General features: G+C 57.4%; 17 protein-coding genes and 1 tRNA gene. 6 read left to right on the top strand and 12 right to left on the bottom strand.

Annotated features, from left to right (window positions below; genetic code table 11):
• Positions 1-185: 185 nt before the first annotated feature.
• The 3 genes from Q0816_RS01865 to rlmB all read right to left on the bottom strand — a co-directional run bounded on the left by Q0816_RS01865 (position 186) and on the right by rlmB (position 1810).
• Entirely contained in the window at positions 186-662 is a 477-nt protein-coding gene (locus Q0816_RS01865; protein ID WP_298846942.1) for a YHS domain-containing (seleno)protein, read from the bottom strand.
• Between the two features lie 79 nt (positions 663-741).
• The gene (locus Q0816_RS25985; protein WP_367180451.1) at positions 742-912 is read right to left on the bottom strand and encodes a hypothetical protein; all 171 of its coding nucleotides are present in this window, start codon (positions 910-912) and stop codon (positions 742-744) included.
• Between the two features lie 127 nt (positions 913-1039).
• A complete protein-coding gene (gene rlmB, locus Q0816_RS01875; RefSeq protein WP_298846944.1) occupies positions 1040-1810 on the bottom strand; it encodes a 23S rRNA (guanosine(2251)-2'-O)-methyltransferase RlmB in 771 nt (256 codons plus the stop codon).
• A gap of 116 nt (positions 1811-1926) precedes the next feature.
• On the opposite strand from rlmB, the gene Q0816_RS01880 reads away from it, so the two are divergent.
• Positions 1927-2010, top strand: a tRNA-Tyr gene (locus Q0816_RS01880).
• 150 nt (positions 2011-2160) lie between these two features.
• The gene (locus Q0816_RS01885) at positions 2161-2835 is read left to right on the top strand and encodes a hypothetical protein (RefSeq protein WP_298846947.1); all 675 of its coding nucleotides are present in this window, start codon (positions 2161-2163) and stop codon (positions 2833-2835) included.
• Between the two features lie 96 nt (positions 2836-2931).
• Here the strand turns inward: Q0816_RS01885 and Q0816_RS01890 are convergent, their stop codons facing one another.
• The 5 genes from Q0816_RS01890 to Q0816_RS01910 form a co-directional block, all read right to left on the bottom strand.
• The gene (locus Q0816_RS01890) at positions 2932-3453 is read right to left on the bottom strand and encodes a DUF2478 domain-containing protein (protein WP_298846950.1); all 522 of its coding nucleotides are present in this window, start codon (positions 3451-3453) and stop codon (positions 2932-2934) included.
• 70 nt (positions 3454-3523) lie between these two features.
• Positions 3524-4189: an NnrU family protein gene (locus Q0816_RS01895; RefSeq protein WP_298846952.1), complete on the bottom strand. Its 666-nt coding sequence runs from the start codon at positions 4187-4189 to the stop codon at positions 3524-3526.
• A 104-nt stretch (positions 4190-4293) separates the two neighbouring features.
• Positions 4294-6360: a proline/glycine betaine ABC transporter permease gene (locus tag Q0816_RS01900; RefSeq protein ID WP_298846954.1), complete on the bottom strand. Its 2067-nt coding sequence runs from the start codon at positions 6358-6360 to the stop codon at positions 4294-4296.
• Positions 6357-7406 carry a glycine betaine/L-proline ABC transporter ATP-binding protein gene (locus tag Q0816_RS01905; RefSeq protein WP_298846956.1) on the bottom strand — a complete coding sequence of 350 codons (1050 nt, stop codon included), beginning with the start codon at positions 7404-7406 and terminating at the stop codon, positions 6357-6359. The genes Q0816_RS01900 and Q0816_RS01905 overlap by 4 nt, the downstream gene beginning before the upstream one ends.
• Positions 7407-7416: 10 nt before the next feature.
• Positions 7417-8367, bottom strand: coding sequence for an ABC transporter substrate-binding protein (locus tag Q0816_RS01910; protein WP_298846958.1), 951 nt, complete (start codon positions 8365-8367; stop codon positions 7417-7419).
• A 423-nt stretch (positions 8368-8790) separates the two neighbouring features.
• On the opposite strand from Q0816_RS01910, the gene Q0816_RS01915 reads away from it, so the two are divergent.
• Together Q0816_RS01915 and Q0816_RS01920 are read left to right on the top strand one after the other, a co-directional pair.
• Positions 8791-9453 (top strand): DNA-3-methyladenine glycosylase I, encoded by a 663-nt coding sequence (locus Q0816_RS01915; RefSeq protein WP_298846961.1) that lies wholly within the window; start codon positions 8791-8793, stop codon positions 9451-9453.
• 42 nt (positions 9454-9495) lie between these two features.
• Positions 9496-10188: a hypothetical protein gene (locus Q0816_RS01920; protein ID WP_298846963.1), complete on the top strand. Its 693-nt coding sequence runs from the start codon at positions 9496-9498 to the stop codon at positions 10186-10188.
• Here the strand turns inward: Q0816_RS01920 and Q0816_RS01925 are convergent.
• Entirely contained in the window at positions 10185-10592 is a 408-nt protein-coding gene (locus tag Q0816_RS01925) for a cytochrome c (RefSeq protein ID WP_298846965.1), read from the bottom strand. The genes Q0816_RS01920 and Q0816_RS01925 overlap by 4 nt on opposite strands.
• A gap of 92 nt (positions 10593-10684) precedes the next feature.
• On the opposite strand from Q0816_RS01925, the gene Q0816_RS01930 reads away from it, so the two are divergent.
• Positions 10685-11122 carry a DMT family transporter gene (locus tag Q0816_RS01930; protein ID WP_298846967.1) on the top strand — a complete coding sequence of 146 codons (438 nt, stop codon included), beginning with the start codon at positions 10685-10687 and terminating at the stop codon, positions 11120-11122.
• Here the strand turns inward: Q0816_RS01930 and Q0816_RS01935 are convergent.
• Together Q0816_RS01935 and Q0816_RS01940 are read right to left on the bottom strand one after the other, a co-directional pair.
• Complete coding sequence (locus Q0816_RS01935) at positions 11106-11792, bottom strand: ABC transporter ATP-binding protein (protein WP_298846969.1); 687 nt, start codon at positions 11790-11792, stop codon at positions 11106-11108. The two genes, Q0816_RS01930 and Q0816_RS01935, sit on opposite strands and share 17 nt — an antisense overlap.
• On the bottom strand, positions 11785-13080 hold the full coding sequence (locus tag Q0816_RS01940; protein WP_298846972.1) for a lipoprotein-releasing ABC transporter permease subunit: 1296 nt from the start codon (positions 13078-13080) through the stop codon (positions 11785-11787). The genes Q0816_RS01935 and Q0816_RS01940 overlap by 8 nt, the downstream gene beginning before the upstream one ends.
• 355 nt (positions 13081-13435) lie before the next feature.
• Between Q0816_RS01940 and Q0816_RS01945 the strand changes: the two genes are divergently transcribed.
• Positions 13436-13789: a hypothetical protein gene (locus Q0816_RS01945; protein WP_298846975.1), complete on the top strand. Its 354-nt coding sequence runs from the start codon at positions 13436-13438 to the stop codon at positions 13787-13789.
• Positions 13790-13911: 122 nt separating this feature from the next.
• Here Q0816_RS01945 and proS read toward each other — a convergent pair whose 3' ends face one another.
• Complete coding sequence (gene proS, locus Q0816_RS01950; RefSeq protein ID WP_298846977.1) at positions 13912-15252, bottom strand: proline--tRNA ligase; 1341 nt, start codon at positions 15250-15252, stop codon at positions 13912-13914.
• Between the last annotated feature and the right edge of the window lie 152 nt (positions 15253-15404).

Here is a 15404-nt window from a genome sequence, read left to right on the forward strand (position 1 = left end):
AGCAGGGTTCCAAAAAGAAAAAAGCGCCCAAGAAACCTTGGGCGCCAGTTGTTGGAACGAGGGACAGTGAAATGACCCGCGGCAGTTCCGTTCCGCGGTCACTGTGACATTTAAGCATGGCTTGGTTAAAAAAAAGAGGGTAGGCGCATTTTTGTGATGACTTTTCACAATTATCTGAGGTCGACCTACTCTCGGTAGAGTATGACCGGCCAGTTTTCCTCGGCCAGGTGGATATACTCCGCCCTGTCCTGCTGCCAAATCTTCTCAATCGCTTCTGAATGAGTCAGGTACAGACGACCGTTCACCACCTGCCATGCATTGGGGTCGGTGCTTTTCAAAGTGCCCATTGCCATCGCGTAAGAACAATAGCCACCAAACTGCGGCGCGAAAGCACGCGGGTCGCTTTCGAAAAGCTCGCGATTCTCCTGCGATGCGAAATGCCATCTGGCCCCTTTCCACATCACCGAATTCTCGGGCATGCCCATTATGGGCTTAGCACCATCGAAATAGGAAACGGCATCGTACCCGGCCAACGCCACCCCGTCGGTGGTGTAGTAGACAGGCATATCCTGCGCGTGTGCAGCAGGAGCAAGAAAAAAAGCGCTCAGCGCGCCAAGAATGAAACGTCGGGTCAGCATCATCATGTCAGAATCTGAATTCACAGAGGTATCAAGATGCAATTTTTTGCTGCACGCGGAACCCCCGTTGACGCGGATGTGAACGAACTTCAACCAAATACGCTCAATCGAAAATATCTTCGATCACATCCCAGGCTTCGTCAAAAACCCTGGAGAACATACTTTTCTTCTTCTTTTTTCGCCTGGCTTTCGGCGGTGCCACATGTGACACGGCAGAACGCACCTGTTTGGAAGGCGCAGCTTTCCGCTTGGGCAGCATCTTCAGATCGTGCAAAGGCGCTCCACAATTTGAACAGCTCAGCTCGTGCCGCTCTTTGCCTTTCAGGACAAGGGCAGCCCGGGTCCCACAATAACAGCAGGTTGCAATTTTGGCTGGACCGGAAATGGCGCTCTCCTTTTTCTCAGGGCCGGGATGCATATAAGGCGATTGCCGCCGCATTTGAGACATTCAGCGATCCGAATCCACCGGCTGCGTCAATTTTCACCAATTGATCCACGGTTTCCTTCGTCTTTTGCCTTAACCCCGGGCCTTCCGCTCCAAGAACAAGCGCGACGGGCCGGTCCCGGCCTTCGCTCAGCGCGCCTTCGATCGTTACCTCTGCTTCGCCATCCAGCCCGAGGACCAGAAAGCCCATATTCTGAAGTTCAACAATAGTGTCCGCGAGATTGCGCATCCGCAGATAGGGTTGCCGCTCCAGCGCGCCGCTGGCGGTTTTTGCCAGCGCCCCAGTCTCGGGTGCGGAATGATGGCGCGTGCCGATGACCGCACTGGCCCCCAGTACTTCGGCCGAGCGCAGAATCGCTCCGACATTATGCGGATCCGTGACCCGGTCCAGCAAAATGACGCGCGGGTTTTCCCGACCGATGCAATTGTCGGCCAGACCGCCCCAATCCAACGGCTTGACCTCCAGCGCGGCACCCTGATGCACAGAACCAGCATCAATTGGCGCGGTAAACTTACGCGGATCAACCATTTCAGGCTCAATCCCCGAGAATTCAATCGCTTCGGCCAGTTTATCACGCGCATTGCGCGTCACGATCAAGTGCAATTTCTGTCGATTTGAGTTCATCAAAGCGTCGCGAACCGCATGCAGACCAAACAGCCAGACAGTTTCAGCGGCAGCGACTTTTCGGGCCTGTTCCTTTTCAACGACCCATTTGGGTTTCTTCATTTTATGGGCCTCCGGGCCGAGTATACGGTTTCCTGCGTCAAAGCGAAATTTTCCTGTTGACGCTCCTTTGGTGCGCTAGTAATCACGCCTCCACGTCAGGTGCAACGCCTGACAGTGGGCGACAGGCCGCAAGGTGTGGCAGGGGACTGTAACTCCCTCGCGGAGACGCACGCCTGGTTCGATTCCAGGGTCGCCCACCATCTTTCAGCAGATTTCAAAGATCACCAGAATGCTCTGTCAGCGCGTTTCTGTTTACAGGCGCACGCGCAATTGCACCCGAAAGAACTCGTAAAAGTTGCGAAACCGGACATTGCCCGCTAGTCTGATCACGTTTTTGCGAGGGATTTGTTATGAGACTAATACTGGCGGCCATCGCCGTGTGTGTTGCGGGCGCGGCGAATGCGCTGACGATCACATTTGACAATAGCTTTCCGAGTGATCCCCAAAGTGGCCCGACAACGTATCAGGGAACCAGCCAGGGATTCACCTTTGACTATGCCCCCGTCTACAACTTTGGAAATCAAATAAACTTGCATGACGACAGCGGCGTGATGTCAACAGTTGTGCAGGCCGTGAACGGGTCGAAATTCACGGTGCAATCCGTGGACTTGTGGGGGTTGTCTCGCGTGTTCATGACTGGAGCGGGTCCGGCTCCTGCGCTTGGAACGCAGGCTTACAATCAATGGCTTACAGCGGGTTCTGCGCCAGTGCCGACCCTGACATTTTCGGGGCTCTTGAACGGCGCCACCGTTGCAACGCAGACTTTCGGACCCACGGCTCTGAACACGTTTAATTTCTCCAGCGCTTTCACGGTCATTGATCAATTGCTGATCACGTTGAACGTCCCCAACGCAGTCAAATTCCCCTTTGGTCTCGGATCAAACACCGTTTGGTGCAACCAATGGTGTGGCGAGTTCAATGTTGACAATTTGCAGGTCGCGCCGGTGCCCCTTCCCGCAAGCGGGTTGCTTTTGATCGGAGCCGTTTTGGGCCTGTTCGGATACCGCAGGCTTAAGACAACCTAGTTGCTGACTATACTGACAGGAATAAGCGGCGCTGATTAATTTTCAGCGCCGCTTTTTTTTCGCGTTTGATACCGTGAGGCTGGCGTATTGACGTGCTTATTCTGCCGCCGGGCGCAGTTGTGAGACACTCTTGAACCACGCCTCAATTGCATCCAGATCCGCTGGCAGTACCTCGGCCGCGCCGTCGGCAAAGGCTTGAAACTTCTCTTCGTTCAATCCGTTCACGCCGACCAGCACCGGAATGTCCAGGGCCAGTGCTTCCCCGATCACGGGCCGGAACCCGCGTCCATCTGATTCATGCTTGCCGAACTTGTTGATGATCAGAAGTTGGGGCGCATCCTCAAGCGAGGCGGTCACATATCCCACCGCCTGTTCCAGCGCAGCCGGATCCAGTCGGCAGCCACGTGACTGGGTTCCCAGTGATTGCGAGATGCGGATGGTTTCGCCATCGGGCAGCACACGAACGTCCATATCGCATTTGCTGCTGTCGGCGCATTCCGTGTTCGTTTGTACAACACCGGCAAGTTTTGCGCCGGACGCCAGCAGACGCTCGGCGACAGCGCTCAGCAGTCGGTCCGTTGCGCCGCGATCGGTAGTGGTGACATAGGCCAGCTGCATCTTGGACCTCTTGTAAATTGTTTATGACGTTTCAGATAGCACGCAAGGTGCTGCCCGACCACTCCCTCAGTTACGGAAGCGGGGACAGGCCGATCACAGGTGCGTGCAGGTGAAGAAGAATCGCGTAGACGGCAAGCGCGGCCAGCCAAACCCCAAGGCGAGGCCAGGGACATGGTGAACGCAGTGAAAACCGCGCTGTATTGCGGGATAACCGGACCCATTCAAAACCCATCTCGCGCCTCTTGCGCCGGTCGATCAGGGCCATGCCCATTGCCGCGAAACCGGCAAAAAGGCCGAACAGGATCACATGAGACAGGCTGCCATTGGCCAGCAAATGTGCCACCGCCCACAGCATCATCGCAGCAAGGATGGGGTGGCGGGTGGTGCGCAGGATACCGGGCTGTTCCGGGTCAAAAGGCCGATTGCCGAGCCCTCCGAAAGAGAACGGGTTCTGAATGATGAGCCCCGCAATAGCCAGCCAGCAGACCACGGGCATGATCAGCACTGGTGCCCAGCGTAAAACCGCGAATGGCGGGATGACCTCGACATAAGGGGCATTTGCGGCGGCAACGATCAGCCAGGCCAGTACGGCCAGCGACAGAACCGAATAGGCCGTGAAATAACCCCGGCGTCCGAGTGTGTCGATCAGCCACCCTCGGACAGCGGGCCGAACGGGAATGGCGTGGCTGAGAAGGAATGTAATGAGCGCTGCAAGGAATAGGGCCCAACCGGTCATGGTGATCTCCGCGTTATTGGGATCGGTCTAGATCAGGATGGCGGTGGTATCCTTGTCCGAAATCAAGTCAAGAACAGGGGCGGGTGCACCGCCCCCGTGCTGTGTTACAACCCAAGCGCCGCGCGGCGTTCTTCGGCAAACCCCTGCACGATCCGGTCGGCGATCAGCGCCAGAATCGCCATCGCAGCGCCTGCCGAGATACCAAGCCCCACATCCGCCTGACCCAGTGCCAGATAGATCGACTGGCCCAGACCAGTGGTCCCGATCAGAGCCGCGATCACCAACATCGCGAAGGCATAAAGGATGGTCTGGTTCAGCCCCAGCAGTATGGTCGGCGCTGCATAGGGTGCTCGCACGTCCCGCATGATCTGCCACTCGGTCGCCCCGCTAGAGATCGCGGCCTCCATCATTTCCTCTGGCGTGTTGACCAGCCCGTGCCGGGTGTAGCGGATCATTGGGACGATCGCGTAGGCGCATATTGCAAGGAAGGCCGAAAACTCACCAATCTGGAATACCATCAGGACCGGGATCAGGAACACGAACAATGGGATTGTTTGCAACATGTCGCAAATCGGACGAACCACTTTCCACACCGGCTCCCAAACCGCGCTGGCAAGGCCAATAAGGCCGCCGGCTACCGCACAGGAGAACACTGCCGCGCCGCTGAGGTAGAGCGACAGCAGCGCCCTTTCCCACAGGCCCGAAACGAGGATGGTGCAAAGCAGCCCTACGCAGAGCGCGGCCAGACGCCAGCCGCCCGCGACCCAGCTCAGCGCGGCAACACTGGTCAGGACAAAAGGCCACGGCAGGTTTGCGATTCCGGTTTCCAGCATGCCAATCAGGATCAGGACGATCAGACCACCCGTCAGCCGCCCGCGCCACGCCATCAACAAGGCAATCACGGCACCTGCGGCGAACAGGCCAAAGCTCATGGTCGACGTCCACTGGAAGCCCCAGGTGAAAGGCAGCACCGCCTGATCCAGACCGATCCGCAACGGCAGCAGCACATAGAACAACGAGTTATTCTTGAGCGCATCCAGCCACGGGCCGTTGGCCTGTGTGAACGCGGTCAGGCCGCTGTCAACAGCTTCGGCCATCGGGTCCAGCAGGGTCAGTTCAGACGGATTCGGTAACCAGTTGCGGAATGCCAAGGTAAACAACACGGCAAAGCCCAGCATCGCCCAGACAACACGGCTGTCATAACGTTTGCGTTCGGATGCAAGGGTGCCGCTCATCCGGTCGATCACCACGGCAAAGACCACGATGACCAGACCGGCCATCAGCGATTCACCGAATTGGGCTTTGCGCATGGTCAGCAGAACCTCCCAGCCGATATCGTTGAACCCTCCGATGACGGCGGCGATGATCACCATCGATAAGGCGGCCATCAGACATTGGTTCACACCGACCATGATCTGCGTTGTGGCGGCGGGGATTTCGACCTGAAACAGTTGCTGGAACCGTGTACCGCCAGACATGATAGCGGCCTCTTTGATCTCGGGCTCCACCCGTTCCAGCCCCAGCATCACGTTGCGCGCCATAGGAGGCGCGGCATAGATTGCCGAAGCGATCAGGCCGACAACGGGCCCAAAGCCAAAGAGAAGCAAAAGTGGAGTCAGATAAGCGAAAGTTGGCACTGTCTGCATGACATCCAGAACAGCCTGCACAAAGGACTTAACCTTGGGCACCTCATTGGCGAGAATGCCGATACCACCTCCCATGATCAACGCCACAGGGACGGAAACGGCAACAAGAGCCAAGGTATTCATGCTCTCGGTCCAATAGCCCGACGCCAGTACAAAGCTGAGGCCCAGAAAACCCAGCGCTGCCATCGGTAAGCCGCCAAGGTACCAGCCCAGTGCGGTCACAATCCCGATTAGGATGGGCCATGGCGTGTTGCCCAGCACGTAATTGGCCCAGTCCATCGGATAGGTCATCAGGTCTGAAAACAGCCGCATCGCCGGTTTGATCAAGTTCAGAAACCAGTCCAGAAACGCGCCAACCCATTGGGTTGCAGGCAATTCCCACGTAGCTGGCCATTTCACCAGCCATGGGGCGATGCCCTCCAGCGCAAGGCAAACGGCGCCGACGAAGACTGTGATCAGGGCAGCCTTTGCCCCTGCCGTCAATTGCGCGCGGTTTTGCGTCGGCAGATCGGTGACAGCCGTCATGCTTCGTCCACCTGCAACGCGGCAGCAAGATCAGACGGATGTACCGTACCAACGACATTGCCATCGGCATCCCGCACGGGCACAGGTTCATAAAGTTCCATACAATGTGCGAGGGCTGCATCCAACGTCATCGAGATGGTTAGGCCAGGATCATCCGGGCCACAATCCGCCTCGCCCTGCATGACCGAGGCGACCTTGGCGTGCTGACCTTTAGCGACATCCTTAGAGAATTCGCGCACGTAATCGTCCACGGGGCGCAGGACGATATCCGTAGGTGTACCGATCTGAACAATCTTGCCATCACGCATGATCGCAATACGGTCGGCCAGTTTCAGCGCCTCTTGGATGTCATGGGTGATGAAGACGATGGATTTCTTCAACGTCGCCTGAATGCGCAGGAATTCGTCCTGCAACTGACGACGGATCAGTGGATCAAGCGCCGAGAACGGCTCGTCCAGAAACCAGATATCGGGGTTCACTGCGAGGCTGCGGGCGATGCCCACACGCTGACGCTGACCACCAGAAAGCTGGCGCGGGAAACTGTCTTCGCGCCCGTCCAGACCGACCAGTGAGATCACTTCCTGCGCGCGGTCCAGCCGTTCCCTTTTGCTCACGCCTTGAACACGCAGCGGATAGGCTACGTTTTCGGCCACGGTCATATGCGGGAACAGACCGAAATGCTGGAACACCATACCCAGCTTTTTGCGGCGCAGGTCCGTCATCACCTTCTTCGAGGCACCAATGACGTTTTGATCATCCACGCGAATCTCGCCGCCCGTGCCGGGCAGCAGTTGCGAGATACAGCGGATCAACGTGGATTTACCCGAGCCTGACAGGCCCATAATGACGAACAGCTCGCCCTCTTTGACCTCGAAATTGGCGTCTTGCACCGCCGGGATGAACCCGTTTTCCCGCAGATCAGAGGCGGCTTTGTCAGCGTCATTCCCTGACCGAGACAGCGCGTCGGTCAGGGCTTTGTCAGCGCCGGGGCCAAACACCTGCCAGAGATTCCGGCAGGCGATGGCTGGCATAGTCGCGTCAGTCACTTACGCGCGCTCACTGGGTTGCCGCGTCAACAACGGGACGCCATTTGCCTTCGTTTTCAGTCATCCATGCGGCGACAACCTCTTCGACCTGACCGCCGTCAACGTCGATCGCGCCCATCATTGGCTGCTGGTCTTCGACCGCCAGTTGATAGTTCGACAGGATCTCATAAGCAGCGGGCCATTTGTCCTCCATGCCGCTCCAGCTGGCTTTGAAGATGCGCGAAGGTGAGAAGTCGCAATCGTTGATCGCATTGGGGTTCGGACCCCATGCCGGATCATTGAAGCACGCCTCTTCGCCGGCGGGCAGTTCGACGAACTGCACGTCATAAGCCGACATCGCCCAATGCGGCTGCCAGAAGGTGATCAGCAGTGGTGACTTACGCTCGGTCGAGGCGCGCAGTTCAGCGATCAGAGCACCCTCGGACCCCGCAGGCACAGCTTTGAACGGCAGTTCCAGACCGGTCATACGATCTGCGCCAGGCGTCCCCCAGTCGGCCGGATAGTCAACCAGGCGGCCGCCCGGCAGCGTTTCCGCCGTGGCAAAGACTTGCGCACAGTCTTTCAGCGCCTCCCAGGCGGGGAGGCCCGGGCACAGATCAGCGACGTGCGCTGGGTATGCAATGCCTTCCTTGGCAGCCAGGCCCAGATCGCCGATTTCGACAACAGTGCCTTCGTCGATCTTCTTGGCATATTCGTCCGATACGTTGGACGACCAGATTTCCAGCGTCGCGTCGATGTCGCCATCCGCCAGCGCCTGGAATTGGTTCATCATGCCCGCAGTCACAAACTCGACGTTATAGCCTGCGGCCTTGAGCATCTCACCCGCCACATGCGTGGTCACGTGCTGACCAGTCCATTCGTTGATCGCCAGCTTGATCGGCTCGTCCACGGCACCCATATCCGCCGCCTGCGCTGCACCCGCAACGGTCAGTGCCATAAGGCTTACACTCAGTTTTTTCATGGATTTTCTCCCTGTCTTATTTGTCTTGCCCACCCCGGCGAGGATTTCCCGCCGGCATTTTTTGTCTGACGACAATACCATGTCGCAACATGCACAAAATCGGCCGGAAAAGGAAAGTGATCAGTTTGTAACGGATGGAAAGTCTCATTCCGTCAAACCGTTGATATTTCCCTGCAAGCGCCCCCAAGGCCCCAGCCCGACCCGTCATTGCCCCTTGTCCTGGACAAGGAACGTTGACTGACGAGTCAATCACAAGCCGTTTTGAGCCCGTTTGTCGAGGATTTCTTTGACAATTCTGCAGTTTTTCTTGGAGAAGCCGAACGTTGGCCCCAGTCGGGTAGAATTTCGAGCGGTCTGATTACCCATTGCAATATCGAAACAAAAGATGAACATTCTATACATGACGGCTTAAAGGTTAGGGTTATGCGATCATTTGAAGAAATCCTTGATATTGCCGCAGGTCGCCACGGTGGAGCCGAGACCCTTGAGGCAAAGCTGAGCAAACCCAAAAGTCACGCAGCGCTGGCAGCAATGCCCGAGGACCGTTGGCTTTCGATCATCACGAAATGCGTCTTTCAAGCTGGTTTCAACTGGAAGGTCATCGAAAACAAGTGGGACGGGTTCGAGGTTGCCTTTGATGGATTCGATGTGGGTCGATGCGCTTTCATGGATGATGAGAAGTTTGATGCCCTGTTGCAGGACACACGCATCGTCCGCAATGGAACTAAGATTGCGGCGGTGCGAGACAATGCCGCGTTCCTGTTGGAACTGCGCGAGGAAGGCGGCGCGGGCAAAGTTTTGGGCGGCTGGCCGTCTGATGACTATGTCAATCTTCTTGCGATGCTGGCCAAGCGCGGGTCCCGCCTGGGCGGGGCTTCAGCGCAATATGCAATGCGCTTCACCGGGCGCGACAGTTTCATTCTGTCTCAGGATGTGACCGCCCGCCTGATTGCCGAAGGTGTGATCGACAAGCCCGCCGCGTCCAAGAAAGCCATGGCTGCAGTACAGCAAGCATTCAATTCCTGGATGGATCAATCCGGTCGGTCTTTGACAGAAATCAGCCGGGTTCTGGCGATGAGCCTGTGAAAACGGTTTGCGGAATACCAGCAGCAGACTAGGATTCAACTCATGGTTCTGCGTGTATTCCTGTTTGCTCTTTTATTGCTTTCCTCCTGCGGTCGTCAGTTGACCGTGCAAGAGCGGGATTTTGCGGATGCCATTCAGGGGGAAACCCTGAATCTGGACAGCGTGCGATTGGTTGAGGGCGCTCCGGTTGCCAATGTGACATATTTCCGCGAAGAGCGCCCACGCCTTGCCTGCCGAGAACGTATTCTTCCTCCGGTGGAACCCGGGCCGGTGACGGGCAAACCCGCAGCTGTGGCCCTGTTCAACAAGGTTTACTTTGCCCGCGACTGGTATCTGGAAGACTACATGTCTGACTTCCCGGATCAGATGAATCTGGTGGCCGCGATGCTGCTGGCCCATGAATTGACGCATGTCTGGCAATGGCAAAATCGCCAGACCACCGGCTATCACCCCCTTCGCGCGGCGGCGGAGCATGGAGGACGGAAGGACCCTTATCTGTTCGACCTCGAAACTTCACCGGACTTCCTGTCCTACGGGTTTGAGCAGCAAGGCGCAATTGTCGAGGAGTACGTGTGTTGCCGGGCGCTGGACCCTCAGGCCACGCGAACCAAAAGGCTGCACAGGATGTTGGGTGCGCATTTTGACCTGTCTCCGCTTCCGGAAAACGGACGCGAGCGCGCGATTGTACTGCCCTGGAGTGAGGCCGAGATTGAAGGGATATGCAGCGGCACCTAGTTCCGCTGAAGTGTTTCCAGATACGCCACCAGATCCACGATGGGCTGGCTGGTCAGGATTGGCTGACCCTCGGGCGTTTTCATGGATGTGTCCTGTCCGTCGAAATAAGGACCGTAAACCGGCATCGGGCTACCATGACTGACCAGCGGGTTCCTGCCGTCGATGCGGGCGACGACGTCGGCGGTCGGAAACACGCCTTCTTCATTGGACAAAGCGGTCAGATCGGTCGGCTGAATCACCAGCACGCCTGCCATCGGGCCCTGGCCGGTCGCATCGATCCCGTGGCAGGTTGCACAATGATGCATGTAAAGTTCCTCACCGGTCTTTGCATCCTGAGCCCAGACCGCCTGTGAAGCAGCGGCCGAAACCCCAAGAACCAGCACGCCGATTGTTGCCTTGAACATCCTATCCTCCTGCCAAGATTGACAATTGCAGGGTTGCCCGGTGGACGTCTTGGCGCAATGATCCAGATCAACGCAGGCGGAGGGTACAGGCCATGACACAATACGCAGCCATCATGCTGGCAGCCGGGATCGGCGTCCCTATTCTGGCGGCTTTGAACGCGGCTCTGGGCAAGCTGATCGGGTCGCCGACCACCGCCGCAGTGATCCTGTTCGCCATCGCCTTTGTCGCGTCGGCACTGGTAATGTTGCTATTGCCCGGAGTTGAAGCGCTGTCCAAGGTTGCCGAGGCCCCTAAACACCTGCTGCTGGCCGGTGTCCTGATCGCGTTCTACGTTCTGTCGATCACTCACGTTGCCCCTCATTTCGGGGTCGGCAACGCCGTGTTCTTTGTATTGCTAGGGCAATTGATCAGCACGGCCGCTATTGACCATTTCGGCCTGTTTGGCGCTCAGATCACACCGCTTACGCTCATGCGGGCGGGCGGAATTGCCGTGATGGCCATTGGTGTTGCGATCACTCAACTGGCCTGAGCACGCCACCCTCAAGCCGGACCATCCGGTCCATGCGCGCCGCCAGCTCAAGATTGTGGGTCGCAATCAACGCCGACAGCCCTTCGTCCCGGACCAGTGTCATCAGCGCGTCAAACACCTGATCCGCAGTATCCGGGTCCAGGTTGCCGGTCGGCTCATCCGCCAATAATACACGCGGCGCATTGGCAAGCGCCCGGCAAAAAGCGACACGCTGTTGTTCCCCACCCGAGAGCGCGGCAGGGCGGTGACTGGCGCGTGGGGCAACACCAACACGATCCAGCAACTCCATGGCTCGCGCCTGTGCGGCTTTTTCAGGCACACCGTTCGCCAGTTGCGGCAGGGTGATGTTTTCCAGCGCCGTGAATTCCGGCAGCAAGTGGTGGAACTGATAGACAAAGCCCACATCCTGCCGACGCAGCGCTGTTCTGGTGCGATCACCCTTGGCCGAGACATTCCGGCCACCGATTTCGACGGTTCCGTTGTCGGGCTTATCCAACAGACCTGCAATGTGAAGAAGGGTCGATTTGCCAGCCCCTGATGGGGCAACCATTGCCACCGCCTCACCCGCGCGCAGATCCAGGTCGACCCCGCGTAGAACCTGAACCTCTCCCGGCGTGCCTGTCAGGTAGGTCTTGGTCAAACCGTTCAGACGCAATGTGACATTATTCATAGCGCAATGCCTCGACCGGGTTCAGCCGCGCCGCACGGCGCGCAGGGAAATATGTGACGATAAAGGACAGACCAAGGGACAGGCCGATAGCCTTGAGCACATCGTTCAGGTGCAACTCGGCGGGTAAAGCATAGATGCCGCGGATCGACGGATCCCAGACGCCTCCGCCCATCACATAATTCACGAACGAGAAAATCGGGTCGATGTAGATCGCGAAGAAGCACCCCAGAATAACCCCCATCACGGTTCCGATCAGGCCGGTGAATGCTCCACAGATGAAAAAGACACGTAGAATCGAGCCTTCGCTCAGCCCGATGGTACGCAGAATCCCGATATCGCGCCCTTTGTTCTTGACCAGCATGATCAGGCCCGAAACGATATTCATCGCTGCGATCAAAACAAGGATCGATAGGATGATGAACATCACGTTGTCCTCGACTTCCAGCGCCCGCAAAAAGCCACCGGATGCGTCCTGCCAGGTCCAGATCTGGCTGCGTTCACCCGAGGCCTCAATGATCGATATCAGGATCGGGCCCAGTTCTTCCGGCTTTTCCACCATCACCTCGATTTCATCCGCCACGCCCTCGCGGTTGAAAAAACTCTGGGCCTGCGAAAACGGCATATAGACGCGGGTGCGGTCGATGTCATAGCGACCCGCCGAGAACACATAGACGACGCGATACGCGTTTACCCGTGGCGAGGTACCAAAGGCGGTTTTGACCCCGTTGGGCGAGGTCAGTTTGACGACATCCCCCACGGTGGCCCCGATGCTGCGCGCCACGCCCGATCCGATGGCAATGACATCCTCTCCGGTTTGGAATTTGGACAAATCACCGGCAGCCTGCTCTGCCTGCGCAACACCCGGCAAATCAAGCAGATCGTCGGGTCGAATACCAAACACCTCAACCCCGCTGCTGCGGTCGCGATTGGTGATCAAGACCTGCCCTTTCACCAAAGGCGCTGTTCGTTCAACACCGGGCACTTGCGCGATACGAGCCGCGCGGTCTTCGTAATCGGCCATTGTGCGATCCACCCGGCCCTGGGCGTCGAACTCACCCGACGAGTAGACCGTCACATGCGCGTTGGCACCCAGAATGGTGCCCACAAATTCCGAACGAAAACCGGACCGAACCGCCAATGTCGCAATCAGGGCAAACACTGCCAGTGTGATCCCGATCAGAGAGATCCACGTCATCACGCTGACACCACCTTCGGCCCTGCGGGCCCGCAGATAGCGCCAGGCGATTTTCCATTCAAAAGGGGCAAAGGGCGGGGGTGTTCTGGCCATGCCTGCTCCGGGTGTTCTTGTTTGCGGGGACAGTTTCGGCATTTCATCCGATGGTCAAGCCGGTTGTCACTTTGACCCGGCTCCTCGGCCTGAATGAACCGAATCAACCCAACGTGCAACCGAGATGATCGAGCCAAACGGATGACTTCGGAAACAGGCGTTACACCATTGGTTGTGAAGCGCATCACAGACATACCCAGATTGTTTCAGGTATGACTTTAATCATCGCACTTCGTGAGCTCCTGAATCGAAAAAGCAACAATGGGTGCGAAATTTTATTACTCTTTTTGATTATTTTCAGAAACTTTGTCACCCTATCCTTGGGGGAACACATTTAAAGAGCGGGGGTCGCTCAATGAATTTTCTAATCTCAACCAACAGAGCGGGCGTTATTCCGTCCCGCCAGGCATCATCAGAACTGGATTGCGAGACAGCGGCGCTGCTGCGAGCGGCCATTCGGCCGATATTTGTCAGCGCGGCAAGCTGGGGCAATCTGACGGACATCCTGAAAGACAAAGGGTATCGGCTGGTTTTTCGGCAAGGTCGTCTGTGTATCACGGATCGGACCACGAACGCGCGGGTTTGCGGGCTGCGGTTTCTTGGCTTTGAGTTTCGCGAACTGGTCAGTCGACTGGGCCGTCCAATCGTGGTGGCAACCGGCGACGGGGCCAATGGCGACATCCTGGCAACGCGCCCAACGGCAGACTAAAACTAAAGAGCCGAACCCGGCGTTTTGGTCAGGCTAATGAAATGGCCAGAACAAAATCCTGGCCGTCTTCATGGATCAGGTCGGTTTACACTGACAACCAGAGCAGTACCCGATAGCCGCGTTCAGGCGATCTGCTCATAGATTTCAGCGACTTTGGTGACAGCGGCCTCGGGGCTCAGCTCTTCGCTTTCACCGGTACGGCGACAAGTCAGTTCAACGACACCGTTTTTCAGACCACGCGGGCCCACCGTGATGCGCCAGGGCAGACCGATCAGGTCCATGGTTGCAAATTTGCCCCCTGCCCTTTCTTTCCGATCGTCATAGAGCGGCTCGAGACCCAAGGCCGTCAGCGCTTTGTAGATTTTGTCACAGGCTGTGTCAGCTTCTTCATCACCCTGCTTCAGGTTCACAATCCCGCAATGGAACGGTGTCACGCCTTCGGGCCAGATGATGCCCTTGTCGTCATGGCTGGCCTCGATAATCGCGCCGACCAGGCGGCTGACGCCAATGCCGTGGCTGCCCATATGCACCGGAACCGGTTTGCCATCGGGGCCTTGCACGGTCGCGCCAAGCGGCTCGGAGTATTTGGTGCCAAAATAAAAGATCTGCCCAACTTCGATACCGCGCGCCACGCGGCGGCGTTCTTCGGGGATCTGATTGAACAGCGCCTCGTCATGCGTTTCATCAGTGCGCGCGTATTTCGAGGTGAACTCTTCCAAGATCGTCTGACATTCTTCGCGGCTGTCATAATCAATCTGGCGGTCGCCAAAGGTCAGATCGGTGACGGCGCTGTCATAGAAGACCTCGGATTCACCAGTATCGGCCAGAACCAGGAATTCATGCGTATCATCGCCGCCGATGGGCCCGGAATCGGCGCGCATAGGGATCGCTTGCAACCCCATACGCTCATAAGTGCGCAGATAGCTGACAAGATGGCGGTTATAGGCGTGCAGCGCGTCTTCCTTGGTCAGGTCGAAATTATAGCCGTCCTTCATGTAGAATTCGCGGCCCCGCATCACGCCAAAACGCGGGCGGATTTCATCGCGAAACTTCCACTGGATCTGATAGAGCGTCAGCGGCAGGTCCTTGTAGCTGTTGACGTGGCCACGGAAGATGTCGGTCACCAGTTCTTCGGCCGTGGGTGTGAACAACATGTCCCGGTCATGCCGGTCCTTCATCCGCAGCATTTCCTGACCATAGTCATCATAGCGCCCGGATTCGCGCCACAGATCTGCCGACTGGATGATGGGCATCTGGATCGCGATATGGCCGGCGCGTGCCTGTTCTTCGTGGACGATGTTTTCCAGCTTGCGCAGCACTTTGAAGCCCAGTGGCAGCCAGGAGTAAATCCCGGCAGAGGCCTGCTTGATCATCCCGGCACGCAGCATCAGCCGGTGGCTGACAATCTGAGCCTCGGACGGGTTTTCCTTGAGAACGGGCAGAAAGTAACGGCTGAGGCGCATGGTTGGACCTTCGAAGGTGAGAATTCGACTTCAAAGGTGATTATGCCAAAGCCTCGCCGGGGGCAATCGGACATTGGCGTTTTTGCGACTTCGCGTCAGTCGGTTTTTTGATTGACCCGCCAATCCGAAGTTTCAATGGTAGCGGAAACGCA

Source organism: uncultured Ruegeria sp., assembly GCF_947497005.1.
Taxonomy (GTDB): Bacteria; Pseudomonadota; Alphaproteobacteria; order Rhodobacterales; family Rhodobacteraceae; genus Ruegeria.

Coding starts and splice junctions, on each gene's coding strand:
- Q0816_RS01890 (WP_298846950.1), bottom strand. CDS start 3,453: ATGCAGCTGGCCTATGTCACCACTACCGATCGCGGCGCAACGGACCGA.
- Q0816_RS01920 (WP_298846963.1), top strand. CDS start 9,496: ATGGTTCTGCGTGTATTCCTGTTTGCTCTTTTATTGCTTTCCTCCTGC.
- Q0816_RS01930 (WP_298846967.1), top strand. CDS start 10,685: ATGACACAATACGCAGCCATCATGCTGGCAGCCGGGATCGGCGTCCCT.
- Q0816_RS01925 (WP_298846965.1), bottom strand. CDS start 10,592: ATGTTCAAGGCAACAATCGGCGTGCTGGTTCTTGGGGTTTCGGCCGCT.
- Q0816_RS01900 (WP_298846954.1), bottom strand. CDS start 6,360: ATGACGGCTGTCACCGATCTGCCGACGCAAAACCGCGCGCAATTGACG.
- Q0816_RS01945 (WP_298846975.1), top strand. CDS start 13,436: ATGAATTTTCTAATCTCAACCAACAGAGCGGGCGTTATTCCGTCCCGC.
- Q0816_RS01885 (WP_298846947.1), top strand. CDS start 2,161: ATGAGACTAATACTGGCGGCCATCGCCGTGTGTGTTGCGGGCGCGGCG.
- rlmB (WP_298846944.1), bottom strand. CDS start 1,810: ATGAAGAAACCCAAATGGGTCGTTGAAAAGGAACAGGCCCGAAAAGTC.
- Q0816_RS01935 (WP_298846969.1), bottom strand. CDS start 11,792: ATGAATAATGTCACATTGCGTCTGAACGGTTTGACCAAGACCTACCTG.
- proS (WP_298846977.1), bottom strand. CDS start 15,252: ATGCGCCTCAGCCGTTACTTTCTGCCCGTTCTCAAGGAAAACCCGTCC.
- Q0816_RS01895 (WP_298846952.1), bottom strand. CDS start 4,189: ATGACCGGTTGGGCCCTATTCCTTGCAGCGCTCATTACATTCCTTCTC.
- Q0816_RS01915 (WP_298846961.1), top strand. CDS start 8,791: ATGCGATCATTTGAAGAAATCCTTGATATTGCCGCAGGTCGCCACGGT.
- Q0816_RS01940 (WP_298846972.1), bottom strand. CDS start 13,080: ATGGCCAGAACACCCCCGCCCTTTGCCCCTTTTGAATGGAAAATCGCC.
- Q0816_RS01910 (WP_298846958.1), bottom strand. CDS start 8,367: ATGAAAAAACTGAGTGTAAGCCTTATGGCACTGACCGTTGCGGGTGCA.